The following is a 14,940-nucleotide window of genomic DNA, read 5'->3' on the forward strand; positions in this document are numbered from 1 at the left end:
GCCCAGCCGGCGAGTGCCCACGACATCGAGGTGGCGGCCGCCGGTGGGGCGGCTGGTGCCGGAGAACCGGCGCCGGCGACGAATGCGCTACGCAGCCGTCGGGCGACGGGCGCCTCGACGGTGCTGGACGCGGACTTCACGAACTCGCCCATCTCCTTGAGCTTGGCGAGAACGGTCTTGCTTTCGACCCCGAGCTCTTTTGCAAGCTCGTGTACGCGGGCCTTACCTGCCACTGCACTCCTCACTCCGAGGTCGTGCGGGCAGCACCCGCAGCGACCTCACTCGTGCACTTGAAGCCTGGTCATTTCAGGGACTTCATCGTGTGCTCATGTCGGTCGTCCTACCCTGCTAGCGACCCTCGCCCGGTCGGGCTGACCGGACGTAGTGGTTGGCGCATCGACGTGCTCCGCAAGCTCACCGTGGTCGGGGACCCCGGTGAGGCGCAGCGCACGCCCGAAAGCGCGTCGCCGCACCGCTTGCGCGAAGCAGGCCGGATCCGGGTGCATGTTCGCTCCCCGACCCGGCAGCCTGCGGGCCGGATCGGGCCGAAGGCTGTGACCAGCCTCGTCGCCGACCGCGACGATCCGCAGCAATTCGCTGGCCGGCGCACGTCGCCGGCAACCCACACAGGTGCGTTCCGGCAGCGCGCGTCGTACCACTGGAGAAAGTCTACCCCTAGGAGCCCGAGATCGCGCCGCCCGGCTCCGGGACGTGATCAGCTGCGCCCCGGCCGGCGGCACCGGACTGCTCGGCGTCGGACCGGATGTCGATCCGCCAACCGGTCAACCGGGCAGCAAGTCGGGCGTTCTGCCCCTCCCGGCCGATGGCGAGGGAGAGCTGGAAGTCCGGGACGGTGACCCGGGCGGTGCGGGTGGCCAGGTCGACCACCTCGACCCGCAGGGCCTTGGCCGGCGACAGGGCGTTGCCGACGAACGTCGCCGGGTCGTCCGACCAGTCGATGATGTCGATCTTCTCGCCGTGCAGTTCGCTCATGACGGCCCGTACCCGCTGCCCCATCGGGCCGATACAGGCGCCCTTGGGGTTGACCCCCTGGGTGGTGGAGCGGACCGCGATCTTCGTACGGTGACCCGCCTCACGTGCGATCGCGCCGATCTCGACCGTGCCGTCGGCGATCTCCGGCACCTCGAGCGCGAAGAGCTTCTTGACCAGCGCCGGGTGCGACCGGGAGAGGGTGATCTGCGGCCCGCGCATCCCCTTGGCCACGTGCACCACCACGCAGCGGATCCGCTCGCCGTGCGCGTAGCGCTCGCCGGGCACCTGCTCGGACTGCGGCAGGACCCCCTCCAGCTTGCCGAGGTCGACGCTGACGATGCCCTTCTCGCTGCGCGTCTCGTGCGCCTGCACCACGCCGGTGACCAGGTCACCCTCGCGGCCCACGTACTCGCCGAAGTGCACCTCGTCGGTGGCCTCCCGCAGTCGCTGGAGGATGACCTGCTTGGCGGTCATGGCGGCGATCCGCCCGAAGTCGTGCGGGGTGTCGTCCCACTCCCGTACGACGGTGCCGTCGTCGTCCAACTCCTGCGCGTAGACCAGGGCCGCGCCGGACTTGCGGTCGATCTCCACCCGGGCGTGCGACTCCGCCCCCTCGGTGTGCCGGTAGGCGGTCAGCAGCGCGGTCTCGATCGCCGCGAGGATCGTGTCGAACGGGATCTCCCGCTCGCGCTCGAGTGCGCGCAGCGCCGCGAGGTCGATGTTCACCTCTCCTCGTCCTCCACATCATCTTCGTCGTCGAAGTCGTCGGTGTCGTCCATGTCGTCGGGTCCGTCCGTCTCCTCGATCTCGTCGAGGCGGTGGAACTCGACCTGCACCCGGCCGGGGCCGAGCTCTGCGTACGTCCACGTGGCGCGGCCGGCGTCGGTCTCCAGCACCACGCGCTCGTCGTCGGCCTCGACCACCCGGCCGGTGACCTGCCGGTCGCCGGTGGGCTGCCCGGCGGGTTGGCCGGACGGGGCGCCCGCGCCGCGGGCGGTCACCTTCACCAGCCGGCCGACGTTGCGCCGCCAGTGCCGGGGCAGGGTGAGCGGCCGGTCCACGCCGGGGGAGCTGACCTCCAGCTGGTACTCCCCGGCGACGAGGTCGCCGGAGGCCTCCTCGGCCGCGTCGAGGGCCGCGGAGACGGCCCGGGAGACCTCGGCGACGGCATCCAGGTTGATCCCGCCGTCGGCGTCCACGATCACCCGCACCACGTGCCGCCGGCCGGCGCGGGAGACGGAGAGTTCCTCCAGGTCGTAACCGGCGCCGGCGACCACCGGCTCGATCACCTCACGCAGCCGGGCCCGCCGGGCGGCGAGGTCGCCGCGCGGGCCGCCGGCACGTTCCCCGCCCCGTGGGGCGTCGGCGCGTCGGGGTCTCCCCGCCGGACCCGTCGACCTCGTGGCACGGCCACGCTGCGTCATCTCCGCACCCTCCTGCTGATCGACGGCACCCGGTCGGCCGCCATGCCGGCACGCCACCGGAGCTGACGCGCCGGTGGCTGCGCAGAGCGTAACGCGCCTGCCGCGCGGCGGGCCGGGCGGCGCACCGACGCCGGTCGCCCACGTACGGCCGGTGATGGTGTTGACTTGTCCGGTGGCGACGGGCAGAACGACACGACGCGGCGAGGCAACCGGGCATTCCCGGCGAAAGGTGCTGCGCGCCGGGGTGCTCCTGGCGCTCGGCGGAGCGGCGGCGCCGCTGACCGGTTGCGGCCTCCTGAGCCGCGACGACGACCCCACCCCCGGGCCGGATCCGCTCACGCCGCTGCTCGACGAGGCGCTCCGGCTCGCCGCCGGGCACCGGGACGCCGCCGCCGCGCACCCCGCGCTCGCCGGCCTGCTCACGCCGATCGCCGAGGCGCACCGCGCGCACGCGGCCGAACTCGCCCGGCTCATCGGCGTACCGCTGCCCTCGGCGTCCGCCGCGGCCACGCCCGCCGCGCCGGGCGGCCCGGCGGCGGCACGGGCCGCGCTGCGCGAGGACGAACGCGCCGCCCAGGAGGCGGCGACCCGGGCCTGCGCGGCGGCGCCGGCGGAGCGGGCCGCGCTGCTCGCCTCGATCGCCGCCGCCCGGGCCACGCACGTGGAGGTGCTGAGGTGACCGCGCCCACACCGCCGGGGCCGGCCGGGGCGCTGGGCGCGGTGCTCTCCGCCGAGTACGCCGCGATCTGGGCGTACGGGCCCATCGGGGTACGCCTCACCGGCGCCGCCCGGACCGCCGCGAAGGAGGCGGAGGCCGCGCACCGGCGCCGCCGCGACGACCTGATCGTGCAGTTGAGCGCCGGTGGCGGGAACGTCCCGCCGGACCGGGCCGGCTACACGCTGCCGTTCCCGGTCACCGACCGGGCGAGCGCGCTGCGGCTGGCCGCCGAGGTGGAGGAGCGCACGGCCGCGTTCTGGCGGGCGGTGGTGCCGGCCACCAGCGGCGCCGACCGGGACAGGGCCCTGGCCGCCCTGGTCGAGTACGCCGTACGGGCCACCCGCTGGCGACGGACGGCCGGGATCACCCCGCTGACTGTGCCGTTCCCGGGCCGACCCGCCTGACCGGCCGACCCTCGACGCCCGCCCCGGTTGCGGGTCGCATACCAGGTATGCATACTCCGTTGCCATGTCCATCCGTCACGGGCTGCTCGCCCTGCTCGAACGCGGCCAGATGTACGGCTACCAGCTGCGCGCCGCGTTCGAGGAGTCGACCGGCTCGACCTGGCCGCTGAACATCGGTCAGGTCTACACCACCCTGTCCCGGCTGGAGCGGGACGGGCTGGTCCGGTCGCTGCCCGAGAGCGAGACGGGGCAGCGCCCGTACGAGATCACCGACGCCGGGCGGACGGACCTGGCCCTGTGGTTCGCCACGCCGATCAGCCGCACCGACCGGCCCCGCGACGAGCTGGCGATCAAGCTCGCCCTCGCGCTGACCACCCCCGGGGTGGACGTCCGGTCGGTCGTGCAGACCCAGCGCAGCGCGACCATGCGGACGTTGCAGGAGTTGACCCGGTTGAAGTACGCCAGCGACCGCCCCGAGGACCTGCCGTGGCGGCTGGTGCTGGACGCCATGGTCTTCCAGGCCGAGGCCGAGGTGCGCTGGCTGGACCACTGCGAGACCAGCCTCGTGCGCTACCGTCCGGCGGAGCCCGGCCGCGTCCCGACGACGCCTGCCGAGGCGGTGGACCGGGCGGACGAGGAGGCGCGACGGTGAGCACGGGGAACCGGCCGGCGGACGGGAGCCCGACCACGCCGGTGCTGGACGTGCGTGACGTGCACCGCACCCACGGCGCCGGCGCGGCGGCCGTGCACGCGCTGCGCGGGGTGAGCCTCGCCGTGCGCGCGGGGGAACTCGTCGCCGTGATGGGACCGTCCGGCTCGGGGAAGTCGACCCTGCTCGCCCTGGCCGGCGGGCTGGACGGCCCGACCGCGGGCGAGGTGTACGTCGAGGGCGAGCCGCTCGGTGCCCTCGACCGGCGGCGGCTGGCCCAGGTGCGGCGCCGCCGCATCGGCTACGTCTTCCAGGACCTCAACCTGCTCGGCAGCCTCAGCGCCGTGGAGAACGTCGCCCTCCCCCTCGAACTCGACGGCACGGGCGTACGCCGGGCCCGCCGCCTGGCGCTGGACGCGCTGTCCGAGGTGGGCCTGACCGCGCTGGCCGACCGGTTCCCCGACCAGCTCTCCGGCGGGCAGCAGCAGCGGGTGGCCATCGCCCGCGCGCTCGTCGGGGAGCGCCGGCTGGTGCTCGCCGACGAACCGACCGGCGCGCTGGACTCGCAGACCGGTGAGGCGGTGCTGCACCTGCTGCGCCGGCGCGTCGACGCCGGGGCCGCCGCCGTGCTGGTCACCCACGAGGCGCGCCACGCCGCCTGGGCCGACCGGGTGGTCTTCCTGCGCGACGGGGTGCTTGTCGACACGACGGCCCCGCTGGGCAGCGTGGAGCAGCTGCTGAGCGGCAGCGGTCGGTGAGCGCGGGCCGGGGCGGCCGGCTCGCCCGGGCCGCCGGTTCCTGGTGGGCCGCGCTGCGGATCGCCCGGCGGGAGGCCCGGCGGGCCCGGGGGCGTACGGCGCTGGTGCTCGCGATGATCACGCTGCCGGTGCTGGTGCTGAGCTTCACCGCGGTGAGCTGGCGGATGTCCGAGCTGACCCCGGTGGAGCGGGCCGACCGCCAACTCGGCGCGGCCGACGCGGAGCTGAACTGGGTGACGCGGACCCCCCTCGCGCAGAGCACCTGGGCCGAGACCTGGCGTACCGACCCGGACGACGGTCCCTCGGCCGGGCCCGTCACCGCCGGGCAGGTGGCCGCCCTGCTGCCGGCCGGGAGCCGGGTGGTCCCGCTGCGCCGCTGGGTGTCGTTCGACGCCCTGGTCGGCGAGCGGGTCGACAACACGCTCACGGGCCGCGCCGTGGACCTCACCGACCCGCTCGGGCGGGGGCTGGTCCGGTTCCACTCGGGGCGGGCGCCGGCCGGGCCGGATGAGATCGCGGTCAGCCCGGCGGCCCTGCGCCGCCTCGACGCCCGCCTCGGCGACACCGTCACGTCCGGCGACGGCGCCCGCTCCTGGCGGGTGGTCGGGGTGGCCGAGTACCCCGACGACCTGGGCCCGGTGGTGACGCTGCACCCGTCGGAGGGGCGGATGGAGGCCGAGCCGGGCACGAGCTGGCTGGTCGACCTGCCCGGCGACCCCGACGAGGAGCTGTTCCGCCGGCTCAACGCCCACGGCGTCGTGGTGCACGCCCGGGTCCCCGCCCCGGCGTCGGACACCGTCACGTTCGCGCCGTACGGCCGCTCCGCCATGGACGTGGAGGGGATGAGCGTCTCGGTGCTCGTCGGCGGGCTGGGGCTGCTGGAGGTGGTGCTGCTCGTCGGGCCAGCCTTCGCGGTCGGCGTACGGCGGCGGCGCCGGGACCTCGCGCTGGTCGCCGTGGCGGGCGGGGACGACGCCCACCTGCGCCGCATCGTGCTGGCCGACGGCGTGGTGCTGGGTGCCGTCGGCGCCGCCCTCGGGGTCGCGCTGGGCGTCGCCGCCGCGTTCGCCGGCCGCTCCCTGGTGGAGCAGCACCTCTTCGGCGCGCGCTTCGGCGCGTACCGCTGGTGGCCGGAGGCGCTCGCGGCAATCGCCGCCGTCGCGGTGCTGGCCGGGGTGCTGGCCGCGCTGGCCCCGGCCTGGACGGCCGCCCGGCAGGACGTGGTGGCGGGGCTGGCCGGCCGGCGCACCCCGCCGGCGCACCGGCGACGCTGGTTGACAGTCGGGGCGGTCCTGGCCGCCGCCGGGGCCGCGGTGGCCGCGTTCGGGGCGGCCCGGACGGCGCCGGCGGTCATCCTGGCCGGCCTCGTCCTCGGCGAGCTGGGCCTGGTCTTCGCCACCCCGACGCTGGTCGGCCTGCTCGCCCGCCTCGGGCGGTCGCTGCCGCTGGCGCCCCGGATCGCGCTGCGCGACGCCAGCCGCAACCGGTCGTCGACCGCGCCCGCGATCTCCGCCGTGATGGCCGCGGTCGCCGGCAGCGTCGCCATCGGGGTGTACCTGGCCAGCGACGACGCCCGGTCGGCCACGATGTACCTGCCGGCCCTGCCGGCCACCACGGTGCTGGTCACCGGGTCGGACGGGGAAACCCTGCCCGACCTGCCCGGGGTCAGCGAGGCCGCGCGCGCCCACCTGGGGGTCCGGACGGTGGCGCCGCTGGCGGAGCCCCGGTGCGGGACGGCCACCGACCTGTGCGTGGTCTCGCCGGTGCTGCCCGCCGAGCGCGTCTGCCCGTGGACGCCGGGCGACAGGCTCACCCCGGAGCAGCAGCGCCGCGCCCGCGCCGACGCCCGCTGCGCGGAACCCGAGGAGCACCTCGGCCGGTACTTCCACGTCCTGGTGGACGACGGGACGGCCCTGCCGGCGCTCACCGGCGCCGCCCCCGCCGACGTCGCCGCCGCCACCGCCGTGCTGCGGGCCGGCGGCGCGGTCGTGACCGATCCACGCTACGTGCGCGACGGGCGGGTCGACGTGCGGGTGACCCGCGCCGGGCAGGCCCGGCCCGACCCCCAGGCCGTCACCACCGTCGCCGGATATCCGCTGCCCACCGCGCTGGGGGCGGACCGGCTGTTGCTCTCCCCGGCGGCCGCCGGGCGGCTCGGCCTCGACGTCCACCCGCTCGGTTGGGCGATCGCCGCCGACGGCGTGCCCGACGAGGACCGGCAGGACCGGTTCGTCGCCGCCGTACGTCCGCTGCACGCGCAGGTCGAGATCGACCGGGGCACGCAGGGCGACGCGGGGCGGCCGCTGCTGCTCCTGCTGGCCGCCGCCGCCGGGGTGATCACCCTGGGCGCCGCCGCCATCGCCACCGGGCTGGCGGCGGCCGAGGGGCGGGCCGACCTGTCCACCCTCGCGGCGGTCGGCGCCGGCCCGGGACTGCGCCGGCTGCTCTCGCTCTGTCAGTCCGGGGTGATCGCCGTACTGGGCTCCGCGCTCGGCATCGTCGCCGGCCTCGGCTCCGCGTCGATCATCCTGACCGCCCTCAACCGCCGGTACGCCGCCCTGTGGCCGGTCACGGAGCCGTACCCGGTGGTGGTCCCCTGGACCACGCTCGGCGTCCTGGTGGTGGTGCCGCTGGTCGCGATGCTCGGCGCGGGCTTCTTCACCCGGTCCCGGCTGCCGGTCGAGCGACGTCTCGACTGACGGGCCGGGAGCGGGCACACTGGTCGCCGTGCCCGTACTGGGAGCCCTGACCCGCCGTGTCGGTCACCACCGCTGGTTCGGCGCCGCCGTCCGCCTGCTCGTCCCCGCCGACCGGATGGTGGGGCGGCTCACCCGGGGGCGGGTGGTCGCGCTCGGGCTCATCCCGTCGCTGGTCATCACGACCACCGGCCGCCGCTCCGGCAAGCCGCGCAGCAATCCGCTGCTCTACGTGCCCGACGGCGACGCGTACGTGGTGGTCGGCTCCAACTTCGGCCAGACCCACCAGCCCGGCTGGGCGATGAACCTGCGCGCCGATCCGGCCGCCGAGGTGGCCGTCAAGGGCCGCCGCGTCCCGGTGCGCGCCGAGGTCGCCACCGGTGCCGAACGGGACCGCCTCTGGACGCTGCTGGTCACCGAGTGGCCCGCCTACCGCGCGTACGCCCAGCGGGCCGGCGGCCGGGAGATCCTCGTCTTCCGGCTGGTGCCCACCGGGCGCGGCGTGCCGGGCGGGCCGACCGCCCGCGAATAGGCTGGTGCGGTGACCGGCGCCGACGGCGAACCCCACCCCGACGATCCACGGTGGGCGGTGGCCGAACGGGTCGCCGGCGCCGTGCGCCGGCGGTTCCCGGCCGACGTGCTGGCGGTCGCGGTGCACGGCCCGCTCGCCCACGGCGACGACGACGGCGGCGGGGACGGCGAGGTCGGGCTGCTGGTGGTGACGTACCGGCCCGGCGGCGGACCGTCCCCGGCGACCCGGCGGGTCGACGGCGTGCTGGTCGACCTGACCGTGGCCGGCGCCGACGACTACCTGCGCCAGGCCCGGGTGATCTCCCCGCTCTGGCCGTTGACCGCCGACCGCTACGTCAGCACCCGGGCGCTGCACGACCCCACCGGCTGGCTGCGCACGCTGCGCGACGAGCACCTGGGCCGGCTGGCCCGGGCCCGGCCGGCCGAGTTCAGCACGGCGGCCCGCCGGGCCTGGTACCGGGGCGGCGCGGCGCACGCCCGGGCCGCCCGGCTGGCCGAGTGGTACGAGACCGACCAGGCGCTGCTGATGCTCGGCGAGGCGCGGCTGGCGGCGGCCACGGTCGCCGGCCTGCTCAGCCGCACCTACTTCCGCGACCCGGGCGACGCGGTGCGTCGGACGGGACTGGCGGGCGCGGACATGACCGAGGTGGGCGTCGTCCTGACCCGCCAGGCGGCCGAGCTGGCGGCCCGGGGCCGCCCCGTCGACGGCACGGTCGACGACCTTCTCGACGGCTGACACCGCGCCGGACGGCGCCCGCCGGGCGCCGGACGGGCCGGCGCGGGAAGGTCAGCCGAGCCCGCCCTGCACGCCGATGAGGGTGCCGACGAGATACGTGGCGCCGGCCGCCGCCGCGCCGAGCAGGAGCTGACGCAGACCGCCGGACCACCAGGGCCGGGCGGTGAACCGGGCGACCACCGCCCCGGCCACGAAGAGCCCGAGCCCGCCGACCGCGAGCGCCAGCCACAGGCTCGTCGCGCCGAACAGGTACGTCAGCAGCGGCACCAGCGCCCCGACCGAGAAGAACAGGAACGACGAGATCGCGGCGGCCCAGGGGCTGGGCTGCTCGTCCGGGTCGACGCCGAGCTCCTCCCGGACGTGCACCCGGAGCGCCTCCTCCGGATTGCGCCGGACGGCCTGGGCGACCTCCATGGCCAGGTCGGGCGGCAGTCCCCGGGCGACCCACGCCTCGGCCAGCTCGCGCGCCTCCGCCTCGGGGTGCCGCTCCAGCTCGCGGCGCTCCTTGGCGACCTCGGCCGCGACCTGTTCGTTCGCCGAGCGGACGCTGGTGTACTCCCCCAGCCCCATCGAGATGGCGCCGGCCACCAGGCCGGCCACGCCGGTGAGCACGACGCTGCGCGGCGACACCCCGCCGCCCGCCACCCCGGCGATCAGGGCGATGTTGGTGACCAGCCCGTCCATCGCCCCGAAGACGGCGGGGCGCAGCCAACCGCCGGAGACGTCCGCGTGGTGCGCCTCACGCAGCGCCGCCGGGGTCTCCGTCACGGCAGCGTGAGGATCTCGTGGCCGTCCTCGGTCACCACGATGGTGTGCTCGAACTGGGCCGTCCACCTGCGGTCCTTCGTCACCACGGTCCAGCCGTCGTCCCACATGTCGTACTCGTGGGTGCCGAGGGTGATCATCGGCTCGATGGTGAAGGTCATCCCCGGCTCCATCACGTCCGTGGGGCGGGGGCTGTCGTAGTGCGGCACGTAGAGCCCGCTGTGGAACGCCTCGCCGATCCCGTGGCCGGTGAAGTCACGCACGACGCCGTAGCCGAAGCGCTTCGCGTACGACTCGATGACCCGGCCGACCACGTTGATCTGGCGGCCCGGGGCGACCGCGCGGATGCCGCGCATCATCGCCTCGTGGGTCCGCTCGACCAGCAGCCGGGCCTCCTCGTCGACCTCGCCCACGCAGAAGGTGGCGTCCGTGTCGCCGTGCACCCCGTCGAGGTACGCGGTCACGTCGACGTTGATGATGTCGCCGTCGGCGAGCACGGTGGAGTCGGGGATGCCGTGGCAGATCACCTCGTTGAGGCTGGTGCAGCAGGACTTCGGGAAGCCCCGGTAGCCCAACGTCGACGGGTAGGCGCCGTGGTCGCAGAGGAACTCGTGCACGACCCGGTCGATCTCGTCGGTGCTCACGCCCGGCTTGCAGTGCTCGCCGGCGAGCTGGGTGGCCTGCGCCGCGAGCCGACCGGCGACCCGCATCTTCTCGATGGTCTCCGGGGTCTGCACGTGGGAGCCGCGCCACTCCTGGGGACGCTTCTTGCCCACGTACTCCGGGCGGACGATGTGGGCGGGCACGGGCCGCAACGGGGTGAGCGTGCCGGGGGTCAGCGGCGCACGGACGGTCATGACGCGAGTTTATCGCCGCGCCCGGTGGTGGCCCCCGCCACCGCCCGGCCGGAGCGGTTGTTGCCGTGCCCGGTCCGCTGTGCAATTGTGGCTCCGTGGATCAAGGGGATGGCACGTCTCCCGTCTTCTCCGCCACCGCGGAGGTCGACGGCGACCGCCTCCGTGTCCTGGTCACCGGCGAGGTGGACATGGCCACCGCCGACGTCATGTTCCAGACCGCGCTGCGGGAGCCGGCCGAGCGGGTGACGCTCGACCTGCGGGCGGTCACCTTCTTCGACTCGGCGGCCATCCACGCCGTGGTCCGGCTGGCCCAGCAGTTTCCCGGCGCGCTCACCGTGCTGCCGTCGCGGCAGGTCCACCGGGTGCTGGACATCTCCGGCCTGGCCGACCAGGCCTGGCTCCGCCCGGCCTGACCCCCGCACCGCGCGCCGTAGGGCCGGTCGCGCGCCGGAGGACCGCCGGCCGCGCTCAGTCCGCCAGCCGCCGGCGCAGCGTCACCTCGGTCCCCTCGGCGGTACGGTGCACCGACAGCTCCCCCAGCGCCTCGATGAGGGACAGTCCCCGCCCCCGGAAGCCCGATCCGGTCGACTCCCGCCACCGGCCGCTGTCGCGCACCGTGGCGACCACCGTCCGATCGGAGATGGTCACCTCGACGCCGATCGTCGGCTCGGCCGGCTCGACCGGATGCTCGATGGCGTTGGCGGCCGCCTCTGAGACGGCGACGGTCAGGTCGAACAGGTCCGTCTCGCTGACCTTGTGCGCGACGAGGAAGTCCTCCAGCCGCTTGCGCAGCACGCTGAGCCGGGTGGGATCGGCCGGCAGCCGCAGCGCGAACCGGTTGAGTTCCGCCACCTCCAGGGCGAGCACCGCGACGTCGTCGCGCAACGGCCGCCCGGCGATCCGCTCCACCACGGCGTCGATCAGATCGGTCACGTGCTCGCCGGGGGTGGCCGCGTCCTGCCGCAGCGTGGCCAGCGCGGCGTCGATGCCGAGCTGCCGGTCCTCGATCAGCCCGTCGGTGTAGAGCAGCAGGCGGCTCCCGGCGGCCAGCTCCCCCTCGACCGTCCGGTAGGCCGTGTCGGGGATCGCCCCGACCGGCGGCCCGAGCGCCCGGTCGTGCAGGAACGCCACGTCGTCTCCTCGGATCAGCAGCGGGGACGGGTGCCCGGCGCTGGCGTACCGCATCCGGCCGGTACGAGGGCTGAACCACAGGCAGAACACCGTCGCGAAGGAGCGGCCCTCGTTGGTGCCGACGAGCCGGTTGAGCCGGGTCAGCGACTCGCCGGGATCGAAGCCCTCCAGGACGTACGCCCGCAGCGCGTTGCGGAGCTGGCCCATCGCGGCGGCCGCCCGCACGCCCTTGCCGACCACGTCGCCGATCGCCAGCACCAGCTCGTCGTCGCCGAGCGCGACGACGTCGTACCAGTCCCCGCCGACCTCCACGTCGGCGCTGCCCGGCAGGTAGCGGCTGGCCACCAGGGCGCCCGGCAGCTGCGGCAGCGACCGGGGCAGCAGGCTGTGCTGGAGCGTGGTGGCGATGCGGTGCTCGGCCTCGTAGAGCTGGGCGTTCTCCAGCCGCACGCCGACCAGCCGGGCGAGCTGGGTGAGCGCGGCCTCGTCGGTGTGGGTCCCGTCGCCGTCCGGACGCCAGACCCGCAGCTCGCCGAGCCGCTCGCCGGCGGTGCCGGTCAGCGGCAGCACGAAGGACGGCTCGATCGAGGCCAGCCCGCCGCCGTCGGCCTCGAAGCGCATCCCGGTGGCGGAGACCACCACCCGGGCGGCCTCGGCGAGGCTCAGGGCGTGCCGCGCGGCGACCTGGAGCACGTCGGCCGTGGAGCGGGCGGTGTTGACCGCGACCGCCGCGTCGGCCAGGGCCCGCAGCCCACGGATGATCTGGCCGCGGAGCTGGCCCAGTTCGACGTTGGCCCGTACCCGGGCGGTCAGCTCCTGGCCGGAGAAGGGCTTGGTGAGGTAGTCGTCGGCGCCGACCGCGAGCCCGGCGACCTCCTCGGCGGAGCCGGCCCGGGCGGAGAGCAGCACGATCGGCAGGTGCCGGGTACGCGGATCCGCACGCAACGCGGCGACCAGCCCGAACCCGTCGAGCCGGGGCATCATCACGTCGGTCAGCACCAGGTCGAACGAGCCGTCGACGGCGTGCCGCAGCGCCTCCACGCCGTCGGTGACCGCGACCACCTCCCAGGACGGGGAGAGCAGCCGGGTGACGTGCTCACGCAGGTCGGCGTTGTCGTCGGCGACCAGGATCCGGCCGGCGGCGCCGGTCCCCCGGGCCGAGCCGGCACCGTCGGCCGACCCGGCGGCGCCGGTCCAGAGCGCCGTCTCCGCGACGTAGAGGTCGGCCTGCGCCAGCTCGACCTGCGCCGGTGAGCCGGCGTCGACGACCCGCTCGACCGGCAGGTGCCCGGCGCCGAACGGAACGGTCACGGTGAACGTGCTGCCCTCGTCGACGCGGCTGCGCACGGCCACCTCGCCGCCGTGCATCTCGACCAGCTCGCGGACCAGTGCCAGGCCGATCCCGGTGCCCTCGTGGCTGCGCGAACGCACCCCGGGCACCCGGTGGAAGCGTTCGAAGATCTGCGGCAGTTCCTCCGGCACGATGCCGACGCCGGTGTCGGTGACCTCCAGCCGGGCGGCCCCGTCGACGGCGCGGATCCGCACCCGGATCTCGCCGTCGAAGGTGAACTTCACCGCGTTCGAGACCAGGTTGAGGACGACCTTCTCCCACATGTCCCGGTCCACGAAGACCGGCGCCGGCAGCGGCGGGCAGTCCACGACCAGGCGCAGCCCGGTCCGCTGGGTGGCCGACCGGAACGTGCTGGCCAGGCGGGCGGTGTAGTCGGCGAGGTCGGTGGGCTGGTAGCGGGCGGCCAGCCGCCCGGACTCCAGCCGGGAGAAGTCGAGCACCGTGTTGACCAGCTTGAGCAGCCGCAGCGCGTTGCGGTGCATGGTGGCGAGCCGTTCGGTGTACGCCTCCGGCAGCGCCGGGTCGGCCAGCAGGTCCTCCAGCGGGCCGAGCACCAGGGTCAGCGGGGTGCGGAACTCGTGGCTGACGTTGGCGAAGAAGTTGGTCTTGGCCCGGTCCAGGGCGGTCAGCTCGGCGGCGCGGGTGCGTTCCTGCTCGTACGCCTGCTGCCGCCCGACGGCCCGGGAGAGCTGCGCGGCGACCAGGTCGAAGAAGTCCCGGTACTCGTCGGTGAGCGGCTGTCGGCGGGCGACGCCGACGGCCAGCGCGCCCACGGTCTCGTTCCCGGCGGTGACCGGCAGCACCAGCGCCTCACCGGTCGCGTCGGCCGGAGCCTCGATGAGCAGGTCCGTGACGGCGACGGTGGCGGCGGTGCCGGCGGCGGTGACCTCGGCGAGCCGCGCCGGCGGGGGCGTGGCGACCGCCCGTGGGCCGACGCCGCCGCACCCGGTCAGGGCCAGGTTGCCGGCCTCGTCGGGCAGGTACACCAGCGAGAACGGCACGTCCGGCCGGTGCCGGTCGAGCACCGCCGCCGCGACCCGGCCCAGCTCGGGCCTGCTGTCCACCTCGGCCAGGTCGGTGCCCAGCTCGGCCAGCAGCCGCAGCCGGCGCTCCCCGACCACCCTGCCCGTGGTCTCGTTGACGATGCAGAAGACACCGGCGACGGTGCCGTCGGCGGCCAGGATCGGGTCGTAGGAGACGTCGAAGTACGTCTCCTCCAGGAAGCCGCGCCGGTCGAGCGGGAAGGGGTGGTCCTGCGCGCGGTACGACCGGCTGTCCCGCCGGACGCCCTCCAGCAGCGGCCCGAGCACGCTCCAGGTCTCCGCCCAGTGCTCGCGGGCCGGCTGGCCCAGCACGTCCGGGTGCTTGCCACCGATCGTGGGACGGTAGGCGTCGTTGTAGAAGGCGAGCTCGTCCTCGCCCCAGAACATGACGATCTGCGCGCTGGAGGCGAGCATCAGGCCGATCGCCGAACAGAGCGCCGGCGGCCATCGGTCGGGGGTGCCGAGCGGATGGCCGGACCAGTCGAGGCTGCCCATCAACTCGCCCATCTCGCCGCCACCGGCGAAGGCGGCAGCCAGCAACGGGGGAAGATCAACCTCCTGGCCCACCTCGGACGGGCAACCCTCGTCCACGCCCCCCTGGGCCGAACTCATAGTTCCTCCCGCTCCGGCCGTCACCGCCTCGGCCCGGTGATCCGACCGGCCGTGCCCCGCTTGGTACCCCGACGGACGAGCAACGTAACGCATACCGCCCGGCGTGCGCTGTTCACGTCCGCCGCACCGGGCCGCCGTCCCCCGACCGCGGCGTTGCCGGGCCGGGTCCACACAGGACGGCTGGTCAACCGAATCTGGACCAGCGCCGCACTTCAGTCCCGTGCACGGGACGATACGGCCCTGGATGAAAGGCACCCCGGGAGGCGACTGTG

Annotated in this window: 15 protein-coding genes; 8 read left to right on the top strand and 7 right to left on the bottom strand. The window is 75.3% G+C overall.

Annotated features, from left to right (window positions below; genetic code table 11):
* The 4 genes from F6X68_RS21310 to rimP form a co-directional block, all read right to left on the bottom strand.
* Positions 1–233: translation initiation factor IF-2 N-terminal domain-containing protein (locus tag F6X68_RS21310; protein WP_151455946.1), on the bottom strand; the 233-nt coding region annotated here is incomplete at its 3' end.
* Between the two features lie 93 nt (positions 234–326).
* Positions 327–659: a YlxR family protein gene (locus tag F6X68_RS21315; RefSeq protein ID WP_132232814.1), complete on the bottom strand. Its 333-nt coding sequence runs from the start codon at positions 657–659 to the stop codon at positions 327–329.
* A 16-nt stretch (positions 660–675) separates the two neighbouring features.
* Complete coding sequence (gene nusA, locus F6X68_RS21320) at positions 676–1,719, bottom strand: transcription termination factor NusA (protein WP_151455947.1); 1,044 nt, start codon at positions 1,717–1,719, stop codon at positions 676–678.
* Positions 1,716–2,417 carry a ribosome maturation factor RimP gene (gene rimP, locus F6X68_RS21325; RefSeq protein ID WP_151455948.1) on the bottom strand — a complete coding sequence of 234 codons (702 nt, stop codon included), beginning with the start codon at positions 2,415–2,417 and terminating at the stop codon, positions 1,716–1,718. The genes nusA and rimP overlap by 4 nt, the downstream gene beginning before the upstream one ends.
* A 229-nt stretch (positions 2,418–2,646) precedes the next feature.
* Here rimP and F6X68_RS21330 point away from each other — a divergent pair, with 229 nt between their 5' ends.
* The 7 genes from F6X68_RS21330 (at position 2,647) to F6X68_RS21360 (ending at position 8,909) form a co-directional block, all read left to right on the top strand.
* A complete protein-coding gene (locus tag F6X68_RS21330) occupies positions 2,647–3,096 on the top strand; it encodes a hypothetical protein (protein WP_151455957.1) in 450 nt (149 codons plus the stop codon).
* Positions 3,093–3,539: a ferritin-like domain-containing protein gene (locus F6X68_RS21335; RefSeq protein ID WP_151455949.1), complete on the top strand. Its 447-nt coding sequence runs from the start codon at positions 3,093–3,095 to the stop codon at positions 3,537–3,539. The genes F6X68_RS21330 and F6X68_RS21335 overlap by 4 nt, the downstream gene beginning before the upstream one ends.
* A gap of 64 nt (positions 3,540–3,603) precedes the next feature.
* The gene (locus tag F6X68_RS21340; RefSeq protein WP_151455950.1) at positions 3,604–4,191 is read left to right on the top strand and encodes a PadR family transcriptional regulator; all 588 of its coding nucleotides are present in this window, start codon (positions 3,604–3,606) and stop codon (positions 4,189–4,191) included.
* The gene (locus F6X68_RS21345; RefSeq protein WP_192581482.1) at positions 4,188–4,946 is read left to right on the top strand and encodes an ABC transporter ATP-binding protein; all 759 of its coding nucleotides are present in this window, start codon (positions 4,188–4,190) and stop codon (positions 4,944–4,946) included. The genes F6X68_RS21340 and F6X68_RS21345 overlap by 4 nt, the downstream gene beginning before the upstream one ends.
* The gene (locus tag F6X68_RS21350) at positions 4,943–7,645 is read left to right on the top strand and encodes an FtsX-like permease family protein (protein ID WP_151455951.1); all 2,703 of its coding nucleotides are present in this window, start codon (positions 4,943–4,945) and stop codon (positions 7,643–7,645) included. The genes F6X68_RS21345 and F6X68_RS21350 overlap by 4 nt, the downstream gene beginning before the upstream one ends.
* A 28-nt stretch (positions 7,646–7,673) precedes the next feature.
* Positions 7,674–8,174: a nitroreductase/quinone reductase family protein gene (locus F6X68_RS21355; protein WP_151455952.1), complete on the top strand. Its 501-nt coding sequence runs from the start codon at positions 7,674–7,676 to the stop codon at positions 8,172–8,174.
* Positions 8,175–8,183: 9 nt separating this feature from the next.
* A complete protein-coding gene (locus F6X68_RS21360) occupies positions 8,184–8,909 on the top strand; it encodes a nucleotidyltransferase domain-containing protein (RefSeq protein ID WP_151455953.1) in 726 nt (241 codons plus the stop codon).
* 51 nt (positions 8,910–8,960) lie between these two features.
* Here the strand turns inward: F6X68_RS21360 and F6X68_RS21365 are convergent, their stop codons facing one another.
* On the bottom strand, positions 8,961–9,677 hold the full coding sequence (locus F6X68_RS21365; RefSeq protein WP_132232798.1) for a VIT1/CCC1 transporter family protein: 717 nt from the start codon (positions 9,675–9,677) through the stop codon (positions 8,961–8,963).
* Positions 9,674–10,531 carry a type I methionyl aminopeptidase gene (gene map, locus F6X68_RS21370; RefSeq protein WP_151455954.1) on the bottom strand — a complete coding sequence of 286 codons (858 nt, stop codon included), beginning with the start codon at positions 10,529–10,531 and terminating at the stop codon, positions 9,674–9,676. Before map ends, F6X68_RS21365 begins: the two co-directional genes overlap by 4 nt.
* 95 nt (positions 10,532–10,626) lie before the next feature.
* Between map and F6X68_RS21375 the strand changes: the two genes are divergently transcribed.
* Positions 10,627–10,944, top strand: a complete 318-nt coding sequence (locus F6X68_RS21375) for an STAS domain-containing protein (RefSeq protein ID WP_225852338.1) — start codon at positions 10,627–10,629, stop codon at positions 10,942–10,944.
* Positions 10,945–10,999: 55 nt separating this feature from the next.
* On the opposite strand, the gene F6X68_RS21380 is transcribed toward F6X68_RS21375, so the two are convergent.
* The gene (locus tag F6X68_RS21380; RefSeq protein ID WP_151455956.1) at positions 11,000–14,668 is read right to left on the bottom strand and encodes a SpoIIE family protein phosphatase; all 3,669 of its coding nucleotides are present in this window, start codon (positions 14,666–14,668) and stop codon (positions 11,000–11,002) included.
* Between the last annotated feature and the right edge of the window lie 272 nt (positions 14,669–14,940).

The sequence above is a fragment of the Micromonospora sp. AMSO12t genome (assembly GCF_008806585.1).
Classification (GTDB): Bacteria; Actinomycetota; Actinomycetes; order Mycobacteriales; family Micromonosporaceae; genus Micromonospora; species Micromonospora reichwaldensis.

Coding starts and splice junctions, on each gene's coding strand:
- map (WP_151455954.1), bottom strand. CDS start 10,531: ATGACCGTCCGTGCGCCGCTGACCCCCGGCACGCTCACCCCGTTGCGG.
- rimP (WP_151455948.1), bottom strand. CDS start 2,417: ATGACGCAGCGTGGCCGTGCCACGAGGTCGACGGGTCCGGCGGGGAGA.
- F6X68_RS21380 (WP_151455956.1), bottom strand. CDS start 14,668: ATGAGTTCGGCCCAGGGGGGCGTGGACGAGGGTTGCCCGTCCGAGGTG.
- F6X68_RS21340 (WP_151455950.1), top strand. CDS start 3,604: ATGTCCATCCGTCACGGGCTGCTCGCCCTGCTCGAACGCGGCCAGATG.